This window comes from Bacillus cereus group sp. BfR-BA-01522, assembly GCF_022662635.1.
GTDB lineage: Bacteria > Bacillota > Bacilli > Bacillales > Bacillaceae_G > Bacillus_A > Bacillus_A cytotoxicus.
Window position 1 is genome coordinate 12762 of sequence record NZ_JAKUDY010000023.1, and the last position, 22090, is coordinate 34851.

Here is a 22090-nt window from a genome sequence, read left to right on the forward strand (position 1 = left end):
GTGTAAGCACAATTTGTATTCTTATATGAATTTTTGTGTAAGTGTCCCTTTATCCTTTGCTACTTTTACGATAGCCCAAGCACCGTTTACTAAAGTTATCTGAGGAGGTAAGTGCCCGCAATCTATATCGAAAATCACAGGTAAATCCAAATATTCGTACATTTCACTGTAAACATTTTTTATAGAGTAACCGTTCTTGTCTTCATCAATGACTGTTCTACCAAACAATATTCCACTACAATTTTTAAACCACCCAGCTAATTTCATTTGTACTAGACTTCTTTTCAATTCCACAGGGCTTAAACTACAATTTTCGAAATACCATAAAATAGGTTCTGATTCGATGAATTCCTTTTGGAATTTGCTAACATTCCCATATTCTGTACCAATCAGATGTCGAATTACATCTATACATCCCCCCAGTAATCTCCCTGAAATCTCTGTGTTGTTACCGTAAGATTTCCACTTTGTTTTCTCAGAAAAATTAAAAACATATGAAGTAGGGTTTTTAAAATCCCATTTACTTTGAAATTCCTCTGATGAATATTGTGTTACCTCATTGTACATTGTTGTCGATAAAACTTTTGTCCACATCTTCGTGGTATCATCCATTTTACTTCCTCTCATATCAATAAAGTTAGTTCCATGGGCTGTCGCAGTACCTGTTCTTAAAGTTATAGCTAATAACAATAAGCTTATATCAGAGTATCCCATCACCCATTTTGTTTTCAGACTTTCATACTGAATGTGTTCTAAAATCTCGATAGCTAATTCTCCTCCCCATGGGGGAATGACTATAGAAATATTATCATTATTAATTAGATTCATAAATTCTTCTGCGCGCTTAATTGAAGAATCAGACCTTACCTTATTTTGCTTCCAAATATTTGGCGTTACAACAACCCTATAACCTCTATTATTCATAGCTTTTATAGCATTCTCTAAAATACTGTGTAAGCTATGATGAACTCCTGATGAGGGTGCTGTAACTCCAACTGTAATTGGAAAATTAAGTTTAGGATATTTAATCAATATATTCTCCTCCTAGATTAATTTACTGAAAAAATACAAAAACGAAATTATTTTGACTATTCTGTAATTATATATTACAATATCCGAAGGGAATTATTATATTAATGTGAATAATAAAAAATTCGTTGTTTTTGAGTATTTAAATGGAAGACGTTTTACTGGGAAAATAGAGGAAGTTAGAAATGCTGCATTTGCATTAGCAAAAATCAACTCAGAACTTCCTGTAGGGAATAATAGAACAGATTATTTTAAAATTATTGAGGATCAAATTGATATAATAAATTTTGGTGAATATTCTGATTTTAAAACGTATTTACTGGAATTTATTAATAATATTAATAATAAATTCTCTATTAATGGGTTTCATAATTTGGAACATGTAATTCTTCATGGTGACTTCAATAAATGGAATCTAGTATTCCACCCTTCCAATGATGAAGTATTGGGAGTATTGGATTTTGATAATATTGATTGTGGACCTAGAATACGTGATTTATCAGAAGCGATTCTTTCATTCGGAGCAATCTGTTATAAAAAAGATAGTACTAACTTTACAGAAGAAATTTATAGTAGGGATAACTTCGTATATGCTAAGGAATTTTATAAAGCGTATAATCATCTTTCTGATTTATCAGAATTAGAAAGATGCTTTTTACCTGATTTAATTAAAATTGTATTTTTAGAGTTAGTTACTTTAGGACTAATTAGAAAAGACTTTATTTTAAATCAGTTATTGATTAATAATATCAAATTATTTATTCAGGATGAAATTAATGTTTTAGTTGAGGAGCTTTATAATTGGGTAAAATAAAAAAAATATATGTTGTAAGTAGTGGAAAAGGTGGAGTTGGAAAGTCTACAATTGCTTCTAGATTAGCTTTTTTATTAAATAAACAAAGATTTAAAGTTGGATTATTAGATCTAGATATTCACGGGCCTAGTATTACAAATATCTTCAATATAAGTACCCCCCCTCTTGTAAAAGAGGGGAAGATGTTACCTTATCAAAATAATGGACTGAAAATTGTGTCTATGGGGATGTTTGTAGAGAAAAATAAGGCTTTTATATGGAAAGGTGTTATATTAAAAGGCATTATAAAACAATTATTAAATGATGTAGAGTGGGAGGAACTTGATTATTTAATAATTGATACGCCTCCTGGAACAGGGGATATATTAATAAATTTAATACAGGAAATTAAAATTGATGGGGTTATTATGGTGACAACCCCTCAAGCGATGTCTAAAGCTGATGTAAGAAGAAGTTTAAATATGATTAAGCAACTTAATATTCCAATTACATCATTAGTTGAAAATATGTCTAGTTTTACTTGTCCTCACTGTAATGAAAAAATCAGTATTTTTAAACATGATGATAGTAATATGTTATCTGAGTATTGTATAGATAAACACATAGTTTTACCATTTGAATTAAATTACAATGATAGCCTCTTTGAGGATATAGAATGGAATATAGAAAAAGAATTGTCCGAGGTAGTAAAAATACTATAACGAAACGTTGGGGGATCAATGGATTTTAATAAGGAGCAAATTCTTAATATACATGAGAAACTTGAATACGTGAAGTATGATGATGAAGGTGAAATTACCTTCTATGGTTCAAAAATCCACGAGATATTAGGGCATAATAATTCTATGTCAATGATATATTTTGACCAAAGAATAAAGGATAATTATTATTCAATTTATAACGCGTTTAATAAATATTTTAAAAATGTAAGTATCCATTTTGCTCTGAAATGCAATTATATACCTGCTTGTATAGAGGCGCTTTTTAAAGTTGGATGTAGTGTTGAGGTTATGAGCAGTATTGAATTACAGATTGCTCTACAAAATGGATTTAAGAGAAACCAAATAGTTTGTAATGGCTTAGGAAAAACAAAAGAAGAATTATTACAAGAATTAGAGAACAGTAAGTTGATTTTTATTGATAATATAAATGATCTAGAAAGAATTAATTCCCTATCTTTAGATTTGGGTAAAAAAATCCCTATTGGTCTAAGAGTTTTACCTAACATAAAGAGTTCTAGTCATGAAGAAGTTATGATTAAACCTAGTTCAAAATTAGGAATGGATATTAATACTGCAATGGAATTTTTAAAGCAGTCTAAAGAGACAAATTCTAATCTTAATATAATCGGAATACAATTTCATTTAATGAGTCATTTAAAAGACTGTAGCTTATATAAAGAGTATTTATCTAGTATAGAGTCTTTCTTAGAAAATGTTTATAAAGAACTCAATTACTCCTTCCAGTATATTAATCTTGGCGGTGGTTTTGAAACTAGATTTATTATGGAAAATAATAATATTGATATAAGTAGTTTAGCTAAAATTGCATATGATAAATTAAAGAATCTACCATATGATTATGAACTCATTGTGGAGCCAGGAAGATATATTATGGCGGATGCTGCAGTAATATTGGCCTCTATAATCAGTGAAAAAAAGAGTGCTGATGTGAATTGGAAAATCACTGATATTGGTTCTAATATTCTAATACCAGTTCCTAATATTGAATATTACACAATCCCATATAAATTAAATGATGGTAATCAACCTTGGGAACGCTATAATGTAGGTGATGCTACATGCGCTCCTTCTCATTTATGTAAAGATGTTGAATTACCAAGCCAATTAGTTGAAAATAAAATAATTGTTTTAAACTGTGGTGCGTATACCTCCGTTTATAGTGAACTTTGGGCATTTAAATTACCAGAAATATATTATTTGAAGGATGATAAAATCCATAATATATTTTCTTATAATCAATTCCGCCAATTATTTAAATTAGCTTATGGATACGATATCTAGAGAAAGAGGGTTCTGTATGTTTGCAGTTAATGTAGAAGGACTAATTATTAAAGACAGTAAATTATTGATAGGTAGAAGAAGTTTAAATGAAGAGCATGCTGGAGGTAAACTTTCTTTAATTGGTGGTACAGTAGAAAAAGAAGGAAACTCCAATGATATTTTAGAAAATAATTTAAAGCGAGAAATAATGGAAGAGACAGGGTTGGAAGTTAGTAATTTTAAATATGTTAATAATACTTCTTTTGTCACACAATCTGGAATAAATGTAATCAATATTGTTTTCTCCTGTGAGTGGGTATCAGGGGATGCTGTTGTTAAAGATAGAGATGAGATTTCCGAGTTAATTTGGATGACTTTTGATGAAGTTATAAACAATAAGAACAGTCCATTTTATTTAGTTAATAGTGTTAAAATAGCAAAACAGGATAAAATACTAAAATGAACAAAAAAAATATATTAGTTTTGGGGAATATCTATAAAGTAAAGGATTATCTGGATTATGATAATTATAATTATCATTTAATCACGTCTTATTTTGATATCTCGCAGCTTTCAAATGAACTGAAAAATTCTATTAAATATCACGCGATAAGTACAAATGATACTTTTGACGTTTCTTGTTTTGAGAATAAATTCGATAGTATTTTAGAGATTACCAAAGAAATAATTGAACATTTTGGAAATATAGAGGCTATTATATCAACAAATGAAGCAACAGTGGTTGTCGCTTCAAAATTAAGGGGTATCCTAAATATAAATAAAGGGTTGGTCAGTCCTAACGCTATCTTTCTCAGAGATAAAATAAAAATGAAAGAACGTTTAAAAGATACTGTACCTCTTGCAGATTTTTCAGAAATCACAAAAGAGGATTATCAGACTATAGTTGAACAATTCATAAAGAAATACAAAAAAATAGTTATTAAACCTTCTAACCAAGCTGGAGGCTGTGGTATAAAAATTGTATCAGACTATCAAGATGCAATAAATCACATAAACGAACTTTTTGATCAAAGTGATAAGATTAGTGTTGAACAATATATAAGTGGTACTATTATGCACTTTGATGGTATTATAAAAAATGGTATATTAGTAAATTTTATGGTTTGCAAAAAGGTAGGTACAGCATATGATTATATAAATAATAATAATGTTCTATCCACTATAGTAGTTTCGGATAGCGAGTTAATAAATAAAGCCAAAGAATTCACTATAAAATGTTTTGAACAATTTGATATTCAAAATACAGTTTTTCATTTGGAAGTAATTTATTATGAAAATAAATTCATTTTCTTGGAAATAGCTGGTAGACCTCCAGGTGGAAATATTGTGAATTTATATAATTATGCTTACGAATTTGATTTTTACAAACATTCTTATTTTCTAGATTTAAATGAGACTATACCAAATATTTATTTTCAAAATAATTTTGCATTATCTTTAATCCCTGTTCCTAACCTCAAAGAATACACAATTAAAAACGTACGAGGGATCGATAACTTACCTATCAATATAGTTAATATTACTTTCAAAGGGATAGGTTCAAAAAATCAATATCGGCCATTTGATCCTTTCGATAGTATCTGTCAAGTATATTTTACTTGGGAAAGTGAAAAAGATTTGACTAACACAATTGCTTATATTGAAAATAACATCAAATTTGAATGTCTTGAACATTTGCAGTGAAAAGTACAAAAGCGCACAATACAAAAAGTGCGCTTTTATGCTTTACTAATATCCATTAAATCCAAACAAATTCTATTCAAAAATAGAGGGTGGTTATTTTGATTTTTCGGAATTTGAATCATAACTTAAAAATTCGACTTTTAACAAGCTTCTTACAAAATTCTATTATGTTTAGTATTATTCCGTTTATGTCTTTATATTTGTCTGCTTATATGGGAGTTATAGCTGCGGGTCTCTACTTAATTATTGCAGTAGTAGTTAATTTTTTAGCTTCTTTAATCGGGGGGCATATAAGTGACGTATTTTCAAAAAAAGGAATCATTTTAACTAATTCTTATGTAAATGTATTGGTATTTTTATCAATGACTATTTGTATCTATACTGAACAAAGATTAGTTACTTTATTCTCAATTTTGTTTATATGTAGTCAACTAATCTATGGTATTATGAAGCCGGCTCAAGACGCTATTACTATAGAATCTATCACCGAAGAAACAAGAAGGGAATATTCTGTAATACAATACTGGATTAATAATTTATCCATGGCTTTGGGGATAACAATTGGCGGTGCTGTATATAATAATTATAAATCAGAATTATTTATAACAGCTACGGCGATACTATTAATAAATAGTATTATTATAAAATTGTTTTTACAAGACATTAATATTAATAAAATTCATAAAAGTAATGAATCGTTTTTAATAAATACACTGAATAGCTATAAAGAAGTTTATAAGGATAAACCATATGTAAATTTAGTTTTAGGATTGGCATTTGTTATGATGGCCGAGCTATCAATGTCTTCTTATATAGTGGTTAGACTAAAAGAGGATTTTACAACAGTAGGATTCTACGGTTTTTCAATTGATGGTGTAAAATTATATTCTATTTTAATGATAATAAATACTTTTATCGTTATTAGTATGACTTTTGTATTTTCAAGAATTTCACAAAAGATGAGTCCAAATCAATCAATAACGATCGGTGTGTTATTATATATATCAGGGTATTCAGTAATGGTCATATCATCTAATATTTATATATTAATAGTTTCAATGGTAATTGCAACAATTGGAGAATTATTATATGCCCCTGCTTACAACTCAGAAAGGATTAGAATTATTCCTATAGATAAAAGAGGGGCCTATTCAGCAGTTGCTGGATTTTCTAATAAAATTGGTAATATGTTATCAAAATCAGCTTTAATCATTAGTGCGGTCTTAGCTCCTAATTTTATTGCATTATATATTTTTCTTACAGGAATTATTGGTTTGTTCTTGATTTCTAATAGTTTATTTAATAATAAAAATATTAATTACCTCGAAAATGATCAAACTTTTTTATAAAAATCAAACTTATATCTGCTGAATAAAAATCCATTGTGATCAAACTTTTTTCAAAATGGACTTTTATTTTTGGCCATAAAATGAGGGCTCATATGGCATTTTTGATCGTACTTTATTCCAAAGCTACATGTTTTGTAACTTTTGAATAAAGATTGATATTTTGAATAAAGTCGCGATGCTTTTACCCCTTTAGAATCATGTCTAAAGGGGTATTTTTTATTATGGGAGTGAAATTATATTGTTTATTGTTCGGATGCATATCCTCCTGAAACTGAATGTTGCAAGTGACGTTACGTCACCTATTATAGTTAGGTTATATCATGCAAGGAAAGAGGAATGATGAATGAAGCAAAAGGACATGAATTGGAAGGATCAAGACCCTTGGGGATTAAAAGAATTTCTCTTAATGATGCTACTTGAATTTGTATTTGTCATAGGATGCATAAAATTCTTAGTAAATCCTATTTATTCTCAGTGGTTTGATAATGAGCTATATTCAGGAACTCTAATAGGATTAACAATAGCGATTGTTTTAGTATCAGGTGTGTATTTTATGATCATTCGGCCAAAGAAACTTTCTTGGAGTGAAGTAGGAATCAGGTCATTCTCTATAAAAGATTGGAAACTTATTGTCCTACTAACTATTATATTAATAGTTGGTGATGTAATAGTGATGGTGCTTACTAGCTTTATTGGGAATTCTTATGAGAACAGCAAAACTGAAGCGATACAGCAAAACGTAAATTTCTTTACTGTTTTTATTGCTTTTATTTCTGCGGCGGTCATTTCACCAATATATGAGGAAATTTTTTATCGTGGTTTTTTATATCGATGGCTACGTACACGTTTTGGTATGATGAGGGCTATTTTTCTAAGCTCATTAATCTTTACAATTATCCACATTCCAACTTATAATGCGATGCCTGTAAACTTCTTGAGCGGTATAGTCTTTGCATGGGCGTATGAACGAACTCATTCAATTTGGCCGTCAGTTATTATTCATGGTCTAACTAATGGAATTATGGTTCTGTTGACAGCGATGGGATAGTAGAAATTTGTTGTAAGCAGGTAAAGTATCCAAAGCCACTTAATTTACTTTAGATAGTGAACTATATGTAAAATTAACTATCGGGGAACTATGGTTGAATAAAAATAATCAAACTTTTTTATAAAGGGACGCTTCAATTGAATATAGAAAAGGCGTGTTTTGATCAATCTTTTTTTAAAACACGCTTTTTCTAATTGCTCTTTTATTAAGGCTTATTAAGTTAATTTAATCAAACTTTATTCCAAAGCTAAATTTGTGTTGTACAGAGATAATAAAGTGGGTTAATTTACAATAAAGCCTTTTAAAAAATGCGAGTCATTCTATTCACCAATCAGGCTAGAGTGTGGAGCAACCCATCTTTAAATAAATAGAAACTTTATATGTATGAGTACACTTTTAAGTTGTTGTACACTTTCTTTTTTCCTCACTCTAATGGTTAATATGTCTTTCACTTTAAAGAAGCCTTAAAAGAGAAATCCTCTTTTAAGGCTTTTATGCATGTTCATTATTTCACTGTTATGCTTTTAACCCAAGCAATCGTACGATAACGATGATTAACAACGCTCCTATTGTAAGGACCGTGTTGTTAACAGTGTGGATTAATAACACGTGCCAAATATTTCTTGTCCATAGATAGATTATATTTAGAAATAGACCTGCAAACATGAAGGGGATTGTATCCATTACACTCCCAAAATTATAATAGTGAATGAGTCCGAAAAGGATTGAATTTCCTATTATAATACATGCTTTTCTAAAAAATCCACCCTGTAATATTTTACCGAGAAGTGTATAACGAAAAACAGTATCTTCAATTAATCCTGTAACAATAGGACCTAAAGCGATATAAATTAAGAGCATGAACATTTCAGGACTTGCAGTCAAAGGATCAATTAAAGGGGGAACATCTGTTTCTGTGCTGGTGCTAGTTCCTGGAATAAGTGAGCGAATCAAACTAATTAGAATTTGTAAAAGAACACCACCGACAATAATTAATAGAACGGAACGTTTCCACGCTAATTTAAATTTACTCCAATGTATACGAAGCATCGGAGCATAAACAACCATCAGGAAAAGAAACATGATAATGCGCAAACTGGTATCAATAATTGCCCACAATTGATTTTTTACTGAGAAATATTCAGTGATAAAGCCTGCAAGGAATATTAATGGGATTAAAAGTAAAGTAATATAATCTTTCTTTGTCCACACATTCTCTGAAAAATCTTCTGCTGCGACTAATTTAGTGAATTTATTCATTTGAATTTACAACTCCTAATAACATTAAAAAATCTTACGATGTTACATTTTTTATGCATAACTCCCCATTTTGATATCTATTCTATCATACATATTTCCCTTCAAAAAATACTTATACGCGCTAAGTAAGGTTTAGCTTGTGTATTAACTGTAAACTCTTTTTGAATCAACATACGTATGTACAGTATTTTCTTTATGAAACAAATGTGCAATAGAGGATATTATATATTGAAAAATGATATAATTAAAGTTCGATTATTTATCATAAATATTAATTAAAAAATTGTAACTACTCAGCTACCCTAAGGTTTTAATGGTTTGATAATTTGATTTTCAAGTTATCTCCACAAATTCCTGTTAACACTGGCAATAAGAAAAACAGGAGGTGAAGTGTATGAACTGAAAAGATATTCTTCTTGTTTATAAACAAGGGCCAAATTCTGTTGTGAATTTAGTTGAAACATTATGCACGCGCATAAAAACTCAAAAAATAGTTATAAATCACTACTAATGGACGGGTTACAAAAAACAGCTACAAAAAGTCTACGTGAAAAAACAGATAACCAACCTGGTCATAAAGTGCATACACTTCGCCAAGTGGAACACTCAGATTGTGTTTTTATTCATCCTGTGACAATGTGCTCGTGTTGCCAATCACCATTAGAAAATGAACCTGTTCGCTTGAAAAAAGTGCGACAGGTGTTCGATATCCCGTCTGTTTTCTTTTGAGGTACTTCAACATGAAGCGGAACGAAAAATTTGCCCGCACTGTTTTCATATTGAAGAAGTTCCATTTCCAAAAGGTGTGACAAACGCGACTCAATATGGTCAGCATGTTCAATTGATGGTGAACGATTTGACACAATATCAGTATCTGTCTCTTTAGTAGACGTCTGAATCTTTTGAAATGTGTATCGGCATTCGATCAGTCAAGGCACAATCAACCGCCTCATTCGTTCTTTTAGTGAAAGTTTACAAGAAAATGAAGAGGAAATTCGTTCAAAAATTTTAGCTTCTTCAATTGTTCATTGCGATGAAACAGGACTTCGCAATCAAAGATAAAACTATGGGAAAGGTTCTCAATATGACAAGTGATAGCGCTGATTCACTAGAATGGATTGCTTTGATAGGTCAGCTAAAGCGTTATATGAAGGACGTTCCCAAATATCATTAGAAGAATGGATGAAAAGCGCTTAGAGGAATTTAAAGGTGAGGATGAATTTTTAGATAAACTTTGGGAAATAAGGATGTCGCCAAAACAATCAGAGAAACTGAGATTATATCCAATTGACCAAGATGTGCTTGAGTTTATGGATCAGGCATATGCCATTTTTATCGCCGAAAAGAATAAAGGGGGAAAGAAGGATGAGTACAGAACTACTTCTCCTAATAGGGGGATTGGCCTTATTAGATACGCTAAGCCCTGCCACATTAGGGGTAACAGTATATTTGCTTTTAACAGATAAAGAGAAACTTACTAAACGTTTATTGGTTTATTTATTGACGGTAGCAGGATTTTATTTTGTTGTTGGAGTTTCACTCATGTTAGGATTAGATTTCTTGCTTGAGATAATTTCTGGCGTATTTCAAAATCGAATCGTAAGCTGGATGTTCTTTATTATTGGGGGGATATTGTTCATAGCGAGTTTTTATGTTCCGACAAAGAAAAGCTCAGACCTACCTGCACCAAAATCAAAAAGTATTCTTTCAATGGTAGTTCTAGGGTTCACTACTTCATTCATTGAAGTGGGGACTGCATTTCCTTATTTTGCAGCAATTGGCATAATGACTACTTCTAATCTATCATGGGTGGAATGGTCGTCTATTTTAGCTGGATACAATTTTATTATGGTGTTGCCTTCCCTCGTACTGTTTCTCTTCTATCTCCTGTTTGGAAGGCGGATGCAAACATCTCTCGAGAAGCTTCGAGTGAAAATCGCTAATAATACAGGATCGGCTCTTTCGTGGATTATGTGTATAGTTGGAATTATCATGATTTTGAATAGCCTGGATTATTTGTAGGATGTTTGACCAGAATATTAGATAAAAGTAGATTTAACAATCAGGGCATATTCTAAAATGACGAATTGTGAAAATATTGTAAATTTGACATGGTTTAGGTAGAAAATCAAAATGTAATACACGATGTGTATTACTATAAATATCATAGAAGGGGGAAAGGACATATCGTCAATTCATGGGGACGACCTAAAATAAAAATCCAAAGAACAACAAGTGAATGGATTGGGGATACCATTGGCTATTCATTTTTTTTAGGATCAATTATTTTTTTGATTATTATTTGGGGCAGATTACCTGAGGAAGTACCGGGACATTATAATGCAGCTGGGGTTGTAGATCGCTGGGGGACAAAGTGGGAACTTTTGATTCTACCGGGAATCGGGGCATTCACCCTGCTTTTAATGCAAACCTTAGAAAAGTTTCCAGAAGTACATAACTATCCACAAAGACTGAATGAATCGAATGCTAAGCAGTTTTATTTAAATAGCCGAAAAATGATAAATCAATTAAAAAATGTTTGTTTAGTTGTTTTTGCTTTAATCCAATTTGAGACAATTTCAATCGCTTTAGGTTGGAAAAGTGGTATTGGTAAGTTATTCTTACCAATAATTGTTATTGAGAAAATAAGGAAATGGAAAATTAAATAATTCGGGCCGAATAAACAATCTAATTTACATGGCTGCATTGTTATTTTACATATTGTGATTTGAAATAAAGTTAAGATGTTCTTTAAAAATAAATAAAGTTTCTGTAGTATCTAAAGAAAAGAGCCGACTCTAAAAATATTCAGTGTCGGCTCTTTTATACAATAATAGAATGGTTGTTTATTTCTACCATATAATGGAAATAAAGTCGTACCGTTTATCCTTTGAGATACACATTGTCTAAAGGAGGTTCCGTCAAGCAAAAGACATAAAACTCACGTTCAGATATTTGATTAGTGATAACCCTATAAGGAATCGACTTTTTATTTATCCCTTTAAAGGTGGATATTTTAATTCTTTTGAGGTAAGTCCATTACCACCCCATATTTTTTTCTGAATAACTTCTGCTTTGCTATGATAAGCAGAAAAATAAACCACTCCATCTTAGTATTGATACTGATAATATAAATGCTAACTCTACATTTTAGATTGAATTCGCATCTATATTATATTTAAAATGTTTATTTTGTAATCTTTATACTAGTAAAATTCATAACTAACCTATGTATTAGATTGTATTATGATTTAAATAACAGTAAACCTATGTTCTTACGGTGCTTTTATCAGAAAATTTGAAAATATGTAAACATGCATATTTTCAAAAAAAGTTTTAGGTGTATAATTAATTTGTCCAGAATAATCTGGTAATTAAAAAGAGGTTTATATTATGAAGGTATTAAAACAAAAACTAATTAATGGAGGTGACGAAATATATCTAAAAAATGATATAACTTGTGAAAGAAGTGTGCAGATTAAACAGTAGTTTAAGGTGCTGTTTTTATTATTTTTAAGTTAATTAATTTTTTAACTGGTAATGTTAATACCCTCTCAATTTTAGTACTAGAATTAGTAGCATTCTGGATCAAAAAAGTAGTTTTTAATTTTAGAATATGGAGAAGAAATATGACTAATAAGAAATTACTTATTACTGGGTATGTAACAACTCTTTTGGGAAGCTATACATATGATCAATACATTAAATGGGTTATTTTAGATGAAACTAATAGTGCAGCATTTTTGGGAATAGCAACAGCAATTACATCAGTTGCGCTGTTTTTTGCTCAATTTTTAGGAGGGATTGCAGCTGATAAATATTCGCCAAAAAGAACAATGTGTGCTATGGAATTAATCAGTGCAACCGCAGCGTTATTATCAATGGTATGTATTATGATGAACTTCGATCTACTAATAACCGTTATTATTTTAAATACTGTGTTAGTATTAACAAGCTCAGTGTATTCAATAGCTTCTAAGGCTGCATTACCATACTTTGTAGTTACAGATCACCTTAAATCATTTAATAGTATTCAAACTGCATGTAAAAATGTATTAACTCTAGTAAGTCCAATATTAGCGTATATAATGGTCAAAATTGGTATCAATCCCATATATGCAATACTTTTGAATTTAATTACATTTCTATTAAACACTTTTTGGTTAATACGTTTAAAGCCAATTTCAATAGAAACAAAAAAGGTTGTTACTATAAAATTTAGGGAAGCATTTAACATTTTATATAGTGATCGTATAATTTTCAAAATGATAATTGCAGCTGGAATATTAAATTTTTATTTGTTTGGATTTGAATTGTTGGAAAAATCAATTGGAAAAATCTATTTTTCATCTGTAAGTATCTATATGTTAATTGGAATAGCAGCTGCAATAGGAGCGATTTTTGCGGCATTTTTGGTTCACTCTAAAAATGATAGTGTTCAAAGAATTCTTTCGTTTATAGATGTTAAAAAGATGATCTTTTTACAGGGGATGGTTATTTTACCTTTTGTACTATTTTCCAACCTATATACCTTTTTATTTGCAACCTTTTTTATATCATTTTTAACAATTATGTTTAATATTGAATTCTTTACATTAGTTCAACTAAATATAGACCGTACAATTTTGGGGAAAGTTTTTGCTATTATATTTTTGATAGCAACGTCTACTGCTCCAATAGCAAATCTAGTGTATGGATATTTAATAGAATATGATGTTTTAATTACTTGTATAGTAACTATGGTTGGTTTAATTATACTTTCTCTAATTATTCCTAGAACAGAAAATAGGAGTTGACTTATATGGTTACATTTAATGAAGAAACGTATCAAAATTTTATTGATGATGTTTTAGAGAACAGACAAAAGAAATGTTTTGGATTTTTTTTAGCCAAATCAGATTCACCTGAACATATTCACAGCTATTTCTTTATGAAAAAGGATAAAAGAGGCGAATATGATTTTGAAAATATAGATAACTATTATAAAACGCATCAAACAGCAGGATTTTTAGCAGATTTTCAAGAGTTGATTGAATTAGAAAAATACATTAGAGCGAATAACTTAATAAAAGTGGGTGTTTTTCATTCACATATGCGGCATCCAGCAATTTTTGATTTAATAGATCTAAAATTACATCCCACTGATGAACTTTGGCATTTAATAATAGCTATTAAGAATATTGAAAAGCCTATTATCAGAATATTCGGCACTAATAATGGTGAAATTAAAGAGAAAGAATTTATGGTATTGAGGGGGGAATAGAAGTGAAATTACAGGAAGATAAAATTCTAGAACGATTTATAGATGAATTGAAAAAACCTGTTAAAAATAGTTATCAATTATACAATGACTATGTTCTTTTATGTAGTTCTAATAATCGGGAAATTCGTATTAAAATGAAAGAATTAGAGATACAAAATCAAAAGAGATTTTTGAAATATTTGGAACCAGATATGATCTCAATTGAAACATGTAGTTACAATCAGAGTGATTATGCGAAACCACATTCGTATATATATGATTCTGAATGTTGTGAAAATATAGATATTTATAATTTTCAAATGTCTAAAACATGCATAACAAAAGAATTATACCAATTATATGATAAGGGGTATCAAAATGATTATCCTTCGGACTCACCGGTAGTAGATGTCAACTGGTATGAAGCAATGATGTTTTCGTATTGGATAGGATGCCGATTACCTTTAGAAGTAGAGTGGGAATATGTTGCTAATGTAGGATTAGAGGATATTCCTTTTGAGAATGACATCATGCTAGATTATGCTTGGTACAGTATGAATAGTAATAACTATTTAGAAAGCGTAGGGAAAAAGTTGCCTAATAAATTTGGAATATATGATATGCAAGGATTGGTATGGGAATGGTGTCTTGATTCAATAGAATTAGATAAAAATCCTTATTTAATCCAAAGATACATTCCTTATCGTGTTTGTCGTGGTGGAAGTTTTTATTCGTTTTTAGAAGTTTTATCACCTACATATCGATATGGAGAAAAAGAAGTATATTCATCTAGAGATTTAGGTTTTAGGGTTGTGAAATCTGACGTAGTAATTTAAAAAACATATATTGGAGAAGGAGAGTTTTAGTTTATGAAATTATTTTTAACAGATCATTTATTAGTGAGGTTAGGTAATGAGGTTAAATTAGAGGATAATGGTACATTCTTTGTGGATGTTAATACTTATAAAGATTTGAAAAATGAGTTAAAAAAATATCCATTGTATACAGAATTATATCAAGAAGATGGGAAATTAAAGAATAAGTATTTTTTAGTACTAAATAATGAGGTAATTGTGGAAGAACATATTGAAAAAATGCAAATTGATAGTGATATGGAATTAACAGTACTGTTACAACAATTTGCAGGAGGTTGAGATTATGATATTAACAGAAGAAAAATTAATATCAAAAATTATGGATTTTGTGTGTTATGAAAAAAACTATTTTTATGTTTTGGCTAAAGTTTATAATGTAGGGGATTTTGAGTTATTTTATATGGATAGATGGATTGATTGGGAGTTCAAAGAAAATGGTTCAGAGCCAATTTTAACTACAAATAATGCATTTAAACAAAATTTAATAAAGAGAAATATATTAGTTGCACATACTGCTAAATTTAATGACATTTATTCTGAACTAATAAATGAAACTAGTTTAGGAAATAAAATAAATATGGTAGTTGAAATGGATCATATTGATGGAACACGTTATTATACAAATACTTTAATTGAGAAAGTAACATCAACAAAAGTTCTGTATACAAAAATAAATGAAAATATGCAGAAAATAAATGTAGGAATGAGTAGAGAGGATTTTGTAGAAAGATTACCGAAAGAGTTGGAATTAGAATATGAGGTAATTCGATATGATGAAGATCTTCATAGACAATTAAACATTTCAGATTCTGAATTGTGTAACAAAATCTTAAAAGAATGGATGGATTTCTCAATTGTAGATGAACAATTATATATGAGAGGGCAATTGGTTAAATATAATATATACGCTTTTGAGTCTATGATTAATTATTTGCAAAATGAAAAAGATAATATTTTAAAGAATATTAATCATGAAAAAAATATACAAAATAGACTAGGTAAGCAAATTGAAAATAAGATTTTGCCACTTATTGTGCTATATGAGTATTTTATTGAAAAACAGATGGTAAAAGATAATAATATTTCGGTTACATTAAGAAAATCAATAAATCAACTTAAGGTAATGCTGGGATTAATTGTAGAATTAAGTGATGAAAATTATTATGAGCATTATGTTGCAACGTTTAAAAATATTGCACAACAAATTCAAGGCTTACAGGCAGGAATTTATAATGTAATTTTAGATTTATTAACTACAAACAATAAAGGGGTATAGTATTATGAAACAACAAATTCTTGCAGTTATGGAAAGATTACTAGCAAAACAAGATTTTCAAAATCTATGTGAAAATTATGATGCATTAAAAGAAGAGAAAGTTTTTAAGTTAGGGATTGACTCAATCCGTGTTATGAAATTGGTTTTAGAAGTAACAAAAGAATTTAATATTACTATTGATTTTACAACACTTGATTTGAAAAATTTCGAAACCATTCAAAAAATTGAAGCGTATATAGAGGGGAGCAATAATAAGTGAGTGGATTTCAATATACCTTTAAAAAGGAGCTTCAGCCTCTTGTATTGGATCAATTAAAATATCAATTGCATTATTTTCTCCCACAGCTAGAGGGAAGATTTATGTTAGGTACTAAAATATTTCACATTTTAGACGAATTAGAAATAAGTTTAAATGAATTAGAGACCCTGAAAAAAATATTCGAACGTTATGAAGAGCTAAATGAATTACCCCTTCAAAATCAGGATAGTGTTATTTGGAATGTAGAAAACACAGAAGGTTATTTAAGTGAAAATCAAATATCATTCGACAGAATATTCGAAGAAGAGTTTATAGAAAAAGTAAAAAAATTTATTAATATCAGTATAAAGGTACAAAAAGGATTAAATATTTATAATAAAATTTGGATAGAACTATTAAAAGAACTTGATGAAAAAATATATGAATATTTTTCTACTATTTTTGAATTGTCAGAGATATATGCTCCACATATGATTGAACTAGAAGAATTAGAACGTACAGGGTACCTGAAGAATAGCTTTCATCATTTATGCTATACCTCCCACACAACAAAGGACTACACAAAATTTCCTCATGATGGTGTTGAAAGAAGTAAGATAGGAAAGTATTTAGATGTTAACCAGAAGTATGTTTTGAATCCAGCACTTTGCTTACATGTATATCCACAGCTAAGGGATAAGCAAGGAGTAAACAATACAGTTTATACAATTAAAGGCAGTTGTTTCCGAGATGAATCTGGAAATTTAAATAACACAACAAGACTTCTTGAGTTTGTTATGCGAGAGTTCGTTTTCTTTGGAACAGAAGAATTTATAGCTGAGTGCCATAAACAACTTGTAGATTTTTGGATACTGTTAATGAAAAAAATAAATTTGAAATTTGAAATAAAAATTGCGAATGATATATTCTTTGATGATAATACTGATAGCAAACTCTTTTCACAAGTGTATTCTGATAATAAATTAGAGCTAGTTGTACATGTAAAGGATTTAGAAGTATCAGTGTCCTCAGTAAACAAACATATGTATCATTTTTCAGATGTTTATAATATTACAAATGAACCTGGGAAGTTGGCTCAAACAATGTGTATGGGCTTAGGCTATAACCGGATTTTAGAAATGATCAGTAGAGAGAATCAGAACAGGGAAGTTGAAAAATAAAGAAAGGAGGCTTTAATTATGAATGTTTTAGTGATAGAGCTACCACTTTTTATGTTTGAAAAGTTTGAAAAAGAAGCAGGGCGTCATGATGATAAGCTATATTATGTTATAAAAAAAACATCTAAGTCCAAAGATGAAAACATTTTAAATCTAGATATTCGTGATGACTTTGATGTTGTTGTTAAGTATTGTGAGCAACTTAATATCGATGTAATTATTTGTATCTCGGAAGAGTATCTATTACAAGCTTCTTATTTATCAGAGTGTACAGGTATTTTTTCTGTGTTAACTTCAGATCTTGTAAAAAATATGAGAGATAAATTTTTAATGAAAAAAATATGGACAAAAGCTAATATTTTAAATGCTTCCTCTATTGAGTATTCTGAATCCTCAATAGAAGAGGTTCAATCCTTAAATTATCCTGTCATAGTGAAACCTAATTTAGGATTTTCCAGTAGTGGTGTTCGCCTTGTTCACAACCTTAATGAATTGAATAGTGAAATTCTAAATATTAAGATGTTAAATACCCTTTCAACGGCAATTTCCTCAGAAAAAATTCAACCTAAAATATTAGTAGAAGAATTTTTATGTGGCGATGAGTATTCGGCTGATGTAATTTGGCAAGACGGAATACCTCAATTCAGTAAAATATTAAAAAAATGGATTCCGCAAGGGAGTAGGTTTCCTGATAAACTCTATCACACAATTGGTGAAGATGAGATAGACATTGAAACGAAAATTTTGCAGGTCGTGTATCAAGCTAATAGAGTTCTTGGAATGAATAATGGAGCTACACATACTGAAGTTATAGTTACAAAAGATGATGAAATATATGTCATAGAAACTGCAGCTCGAATAGGCGCGGGGGGGATTTTTTCATTCATATTTGAAGAAAAATATGGGGTGGAATATTTAGGTCTTTTCTATGCTATTGCTACTAATAGAAGAGTTGATATTAAAGAAAGTATGATGTTACATGAAGTTGACGAAACTTTGTACTATTTTAGCTTTGACTACCCGGATTATATTGATGGAACAATTTGCAATATAAAAGGAATAGACTTTTTATACGAAGACAAGAATATTTTTGAAAGAGTTTTTTTCAAAAATAAAAATGATTATATTACTACATTTGCGTCTGCAGAAGAATATTTTTTGTGGATTTTAGGAAAATGGCCAAAGAATTCATCCATTAATGCTTTAGTTGAACGCTTAGTTAACTTAGAAAAAAATATTGAAATAATTGTAGAGTAAGAGAAGAGGAGAATATAATGATTAATTATGATATCCGTTATAGAAGGTAACTTATTATGGAAAGATTTGGGGAAGAAGGACAGAAGAAACTAGGGAATGCTAGGGTATTAGTTATTGGAGCTGGAGGCTTAGGTTCACCTATAATTTCATATTTATCTGCAGCTGGAGTAGGTAAATTAGGAATAGTAGATCATGATGTAATAGAAGAGAGTAATTTACAACGTCAAATTATACATAAAACATCGTTGTTGAATTATCCAAAAGTGAACTCTGCTGAGCGATTTGTAAATGAATTAAATCCCGCAGTTGAAACGGAAGTTTTTCAAATGAAATTAGATAAAGAAAAAGCACAACAACTTTTTAAAAATTATGATGTTGTTGTTGATGCAGTTGATAATTTAGAAACTCGTAAAATTATTAACGCTGTTTGCTCTGAAAATGACATACCATTTGTGCATGGTAGCATTTCTAATTTTGAGGGTCTTGTTACAACAATTACTCCAGATGTTAACCATTGCTATAATTGTATTTTCCCTAATAGTGATTTCGTTCATAAAGGTGAAATAGGTGTAATAGGAGCGATTCCTGGGATTATTGGATCTATACAAGTATTAGAAGTTATTAAACTTATAGTTGGATTACCAGTTCTGAAAGATGAAATTTTATATTATAATGGTCTGACACATGATTTGAGAAAGGTTAAAATTAATGTAAAAAGTTGTAATTGTTTTTCTAAAGAAACTGTATAATTAATTTAATATAATTATTGGATGTCACTTGGTCTAAGTATATTCATATACAATTAAATTTTGTTGGATATGGGGTCTAATGAAATTATTTATTAAATATTAATGCTTGTGAAATTCATCGCCTTAATAGGAATTTTGAGGTGATTTTAAAGACGGAGCATAATCAAGTAAGAGTAGTTATTGCCAATGAACATACTAATATTTCCTGCGTTGAGATTGATAATCAAATAATTATTTCTTCTTCAGAAAATGATAGTGAAATGTATTTGGAAAATATAGAATCAACACTTGACGTGGATTCGATTTATGACTTTGTTACTGCTATTGACACTAATAAATTGGATCTAATCAAAAAAAGTATTGATTTTAACTACAGAATTGGATTAGAAGGATTAAATAATAGTTATGGCCTAGAAGTAGGTAAAACTTTAAAAATGAATATAGAAAAAGGAATACTCCCTAATGATTTAGCAACATGCGCAATGGCCTTATCGGCAGCGGGATAGGATGCAAGGATGGCGGGAAGTACGCTACCTGTTATGGCGAACTCAGGAAGTGGAAACCAAGGGATAGCGGCAACCTTACCTGTAGTGGCTGTAGCAGAAAAATTGGATATTGATGAAGAGACAATGCTACGAGCTGTTGCATTAAGTCATCTTATTACCAACTGTAATATTCGCCGTCTTCATGAGTATTTCTTTTCAATTCTCGTGCAATAGAAGAGTGATGACGCTTCAGAATGGCACCAATTTCTCTAGTTGAATGACCTAATTTATGAAGTGCTTCTAGTTGTCCACGCTCAAACGTGGTAAAATGGGAATAGCTCATACTCGTCCTCCGTGTAATTTGTGGTGTGGTAACTTCTATTTTACACGAAACAAGGTGAGCTTTTTTGCTTTTTCTAGGTGTCGCACTTAATAATACAATCCGTCATCTCATAAAAAATTCTCCTATATACTTTCGTGATTATTAAATGTCGTATGTATCTATAATATTTTGTGCCTTAATCTTTCTATCAACTTATTTTTTGAATGTAAACCTCTCTTTGAGTTTGGACTTAATACTTTGGTTTGTGGAACCTCTTTGTATGTTAGTCATTCATTATTGTAGGATATTCAGACAGAGAAGTTATCTTCTTTTGAAGTATATGTCAATAAATCCGAGAAACTCCTATAAAAATAGCCTCTTATTTGCTAAATTACTAAACATAATAACTTCCTCTTTTAGATTGTTAGTCACCATTAATCTACTGCTTTTCTTTATTTTCGTGTTATTGTTAGGATATATTATATAATTACATGTTTAGTTGAGAGAAATGTTTCGTGAATGAGTTTCTAGATAGTAAGAAGCATTTGTTGTTACAATGAAATAAAAAAGGAGCTGAAAAATAGTGTATAAGATTATTATTGCATTAATTGCTATGTCAACAATGTTAACAGCTTGCAACCGCGCTGAAACAACTAAAGACAATCATGATGTAGCAGTGAAAAAGGAGGAGTTCTCACAACAAGAGAAGAAAGATATAGAACAAAAAAAGGATGAAAAAATGACGGGGCAAGTAAAGAATGAAGAGCCGAAAGGACAATCCGAAAACAATCCGAAAGTAAATGAAAGCCATGAGAAGTGGGCTTCATTACCTGAATATAATAAGATCGTTGAACAAATTGGCGGCGAAGATTATAATTTTCAAACGGTAACAGATAACGAGGGGAAACGTGTTCTTCACATTCTTGATAAAGATGGAAGAAAGCAATATAAAACAATATTCGTTAAAAATACGAATCGCCTTAAAATTATTAAAATAAATGGGGACGGAATAATTTTTAATGGACCGCTGTCTTAAATTAGATATATTTATGGATTTTATCCACAATAAGCGAGAATACTCCCACCTCAAGGAATGTGAAGGGCGTAGCCCAATGAGTAGGTGGGAGATGAATCGCCTTCGGATAGGGGATTTGTGCCACGTTAACGATCCGACACACGTAAACCTTTGCGGATAAGTTCATAAACTGCACCCGCAAAACTTGAGATATAGTTTTCCTTTTGATACTTTTCGATTTCTGCT

At 30.0% G+C, this 22090-nt stretch carries 25 protein-coding genes and 2 pseudogenes; 24 read left to right on the forward strand and 3 right to left on the reverse strand.

Translation table 11 applies throughout. From position 1 onward, the window contains the following. Positions 1-21: 21 nt before the first annotated feature. Positions 22-1032, reverse strand: a complete 1011-nt coding sequence (locus MR059_RS20580) for a S66 family peptidase (RefSeq protein ID WP_242162001.1) — start codon at positions 1030-1032, stop codon at positions 22-24. Positions 1033-1138: 106 nt separating this feature from the next. Between MR059_RS20580 and MR059_RS22060 the strand changes: the two genes are divergently transcribed. From MR059_RS22060 to MR059_RS20615, 7 genes are all read left to right on the forward strand, one after another. Further along, positions 1139-1843: a phosphotransferase gene (locus tag MR059_RS22060; RefSeq protein WP_011983291.1), complete on the forward strand. Its 705-nt coding sequence runs from the start codon at positions 1139-1141 to the stop codon at positions 1841-1843. Next, on the forward strand, positions 1831-2544 hold the full coding sequence (locus tag MR059_RS20590; protein WP_011983292.1) for a P-loop NTPase: 714 nt from the start codon (positions 1831-1833) through the stop codon (positions 2542-2544). The genes MR059_RS22060 and MR059_RS20590 overlap by 13 nt, the downstream gene beginning before the upstream one ends. 18 nt (positions 2545-2562) lie before the next feature. After that, positions 2563-3867 carry a diaminopimelate decarboxylase family protein gene (locus MR059_RS20595; RefSeq protein ID WP_011983293.1) on the forward strand — a complete coding sequence of 435 codons (1305 nt, stop codon included), beginning with the start codon at positions 2563-2565 and terminating at the stop codon, positions 3865-3867. Between the two features lie 16 nt (positions 3868-3883). After that, on the forward strand, positions 3884-4309 hold the full coding sequence (locus MR059_RS20600; RefSeq protein ID WP_011983294.1) for an NUDIX hydrolase: 426 nt from the start codon (positions 3884-3886) through the stop codon (positions 4307-4309). Next, positions 4306-5550: an ATP-grasp domain-containing protein gene (locus tag MR059_RS20605; protein WP_011983295.1), complete on the forward strand. Its 1245-nt coding sequence runs from the start codon at positions 4306-4308 to the stop codon at positions 5548-5550. The genes MR059_RS20600 and MR059_RS20605 overlap by 4 nt, the downstream gene beginning before the upstream one ends. A 98-nt stretch (positions 5551-5648) precedes the next feature. After that, positions 5649-6899 (forward strand): MFS transporter, encoded by a 1251-nt coding sequence (locus MR059_RS20610; protein ID WP_011983296.1) that lies wholly within the window; start codon positions 5649-5651, stop codon positions 6897-6899. A gap of 343 nt (positions 6900-7242) precedes the next feature. After that, positions 7243-7947: a CPBP family intramembrane glutamic endopeptidase gene (locus MR059_RS20615; RefSeq protein ID WP_011983297.1), complete on the forward strand. Its 705-nt coding sequence runs from the start codon at positions 7243-7245 to the stop codon at positions 7945-7947. Between the two features lie 516 nt (positions 7948-8463). On the opposite strand, the gene MR059_RS20620 is transcribed toward MR059_RS20615, so the two are convergent. Beyond that, entirely contained in the window at positions 8464-9207 is a 744-nt protein-coding gene (locus MR059_RS20620) for a CPBP family intramembrane glutamic endopeptidase (protein WP_011983298.1), read from the reverse strand. A gap of 465 nt (positions 9208-9672) precedes the next feature. Between MR059_RS20620 and MR059_RS20625 the strand changes: the two genes are divergently transcribed. The 16 genes and pseudogenes from MR059_RS20625 (at position 9673) to MR059_RS20695 (ending at position 20741) form a co-directional block, all read left to right on the forward strand. Then, on the forward strand, positions 9673-9936 hold the full coding sequence (locus tag MR059_RS20625; protein WP_041809362.1) for a hypothetical protein: 264 nt from the start codon (positions 9673-9675) through the stop codon (positions 9934-9936). A 180-nt stretch (positions 9937-10116) separates the two neighbouring features. Continuing rightward, a complete protein-coding gene (locus tag MR059_RS22385) occupies positions 10117-10269 on the forward strand; it encodes an IS66 family transposase (protein WP_081428338.1) in 153 nt (50 codons plus the stop codon). Beyond that, positions 10268-10556, forward strand: a pseudogene (locus tag MR059_RS20630) (MerR family transcriptional regulator); the annotation flags it as partial. The gene MR059_RS22385 and the pseudogene MR059_RS20630, both read left to right, overlap by 2 nt. A 16-nt stretch (positions 10557-10572) precedes the next feature. Further along, the gene (locus MR059_RS20635; protein ID WP_011983299.1) at positions 10573-11229 is read left to right on the forward strand and encodes a GAP family protein; all 657 of its coding nucleotides are present in this window, start codon (positions 10573-10575) and stop codon (positions 11227-11229) included. A gap of 197 nt (positions 11230-11426) precedes the next feature. Further along, positions 11427-11876: a DUF1648 domain-containing protein gene (locus MR059_RS20640; RefSeq protein WP_313933163.1), complete on the forward strand. Its 450-nt coding sequence runs from the start codon at positions 11427-11429 to the stop codon at positions 11874-11876. Positions 11877-12836: 960 nt separating this feature from the next. Continuing rightward, entirely contained in the window at positions 12837-14003 is a 1167-nt protein-coding gene (locus tag MR059_RS20645) for an MFS transporter (protein WP_011983301.1), read from the forward strand. Positions 14004-14008: 5 nt separating this feature from the next. After that, positions 14009-14470: a M67 family metallopeptidase gene (locus MR059_RS20650; RefSeq protein ID WP_011983302.1), complete on the forward strand. Its 462-nt coding sequence runs from the start codon at positions 14009-14011 to the stop codon at positions 14468-14470. A 2-nt stretch (positions 14471-14472) separates the two neighbouring features. Beyond that, on the forward strand, positions 14473-15285 hold the full coding sequence (locus tag MR059_RS22065; RefSeq protein WP_011983303.1) for a formylglycine-generating enzyme family protein: 813 nt from the start codon (positions 14473-14475) through the stop codon (positions 15283-15285). 33 nt (positions 15286-15318) lie between these two features. Further along, complete coding sequence (locus MR059_RS20660; protein WP_242162002.1) at positions 15319-15603, forward strand: hypothetical protein; 285 nt, start codon at positions 15319-15321, stop codon at positions 15601-15603. Between the two features lie 4 nt (positions 15604-15607). Beyond that, positions 15608-16600 carry a hypothetical protein gene (locus MR059_RS20665; protein WP_242162003.1) on the forward strand — a complete coding sequence of 331 codons (993 nt, stop codon included), beginning with the start codon at positions 15608-15610 and terminating at the stop codon, positions 16598-16600. A 4-nt stretch (positions 16601-16604) separates the two neighbouring features. Next, a complete protein-coding gene (locus tag MR059_RS20670; protein ID WP_011983306.1) occupies positions 16605-16859 on the forward strand; it encodes an acyl carrier protein in 255 nt (84 codons plus the stop codon). After that, positions 16856-18019: a class-II aminoacyl-tRNA synthetase family protein gene (locus MR059_RS20675; RefSeq protein WP_048721332.1), complete on the forward strand. Its 1164-nt coding sequence runs from the start codon at positions 16856-16858 to the stop codon at positions 18017-18019. Before MR059_RS20670 ends, MR059_RS20675 begins: the two co-directional genes overlap by 4 nt. A gap of 18 nt (positions 18020-18037) precedes the next feature. Then, entirely contained in the window at positions 18038-19273 is a 1236-nt protein-coding gene (locus MR059_RS20680) for an ATP-grasp domain-containing protein (RefSeq protein ID WP_242162004.1), read from the forward strand. Positions 19274-19329: 56 nt separating this feature from the next. Continuing rightward, complete coding sequence (locus tag MR059_RS20685) at positions 19330-20022, forward strand: HesA/MoeB/ThiF family protein (protein WP_242162005.1); 693 nt, start codon at positions 19330-19332, stop codon at positions 20020-20022. Between the two features lie 140 nt (positions 20023-20162). Next, the gene (locus tag MR059_RS20690) at positions 20163-20528 is read left to right on the forward strand and encodes a hypothetical protein (protein WP_049759234.1); all 366 of its coding nucleotides are present in this window, start codon (positions 20163-20165) and stop codon (positions 20526-20528) included. Between the two features lie 9 nt (positions 20529-20537). After that, positions 20538-20741 (forward strand): L-serine ammonia-lyase, iron-sulfur-dependent, subunit alpha, encoded by a 204-nt coding sequence (locus MR059_RS20695; RefSeq protein ID WP_049759235.1) that lies wholly within the window; start codon positions 20538-20540, stop codon positions 20739-20741. On the opposite strand, the pseudogene MR059_RS20700 reads toward MR059_RS20695, so the two are convergent. Next, positions 20716-20850 (reverse strand): annotated as a pseudogene (locus MR059_RS20700) (helix-turn-helix domain-containing protein); the annotation flags it as partial. The gene MR059_RS20695 and the pseudogene MR059_RS20700 overlap by 26 nt on opposite strands. Positions 20851-21412: 562 nt before the next feature. On the opposite strand from MR059_RS20700, the gene MR059_RS20705 reads away from it, so the two are divergent. Further along, complete coding sequence (locus MR059_RS20705; RefSeq protein WP_242162006.1) at positions 21413-21865, forward strand: hypothetical protein; 453 nt, start codon at positions 21413-21415, stop codon at positions 21863-21865. Positions 21866-22090: the final 225 nt, after the last annotated feature.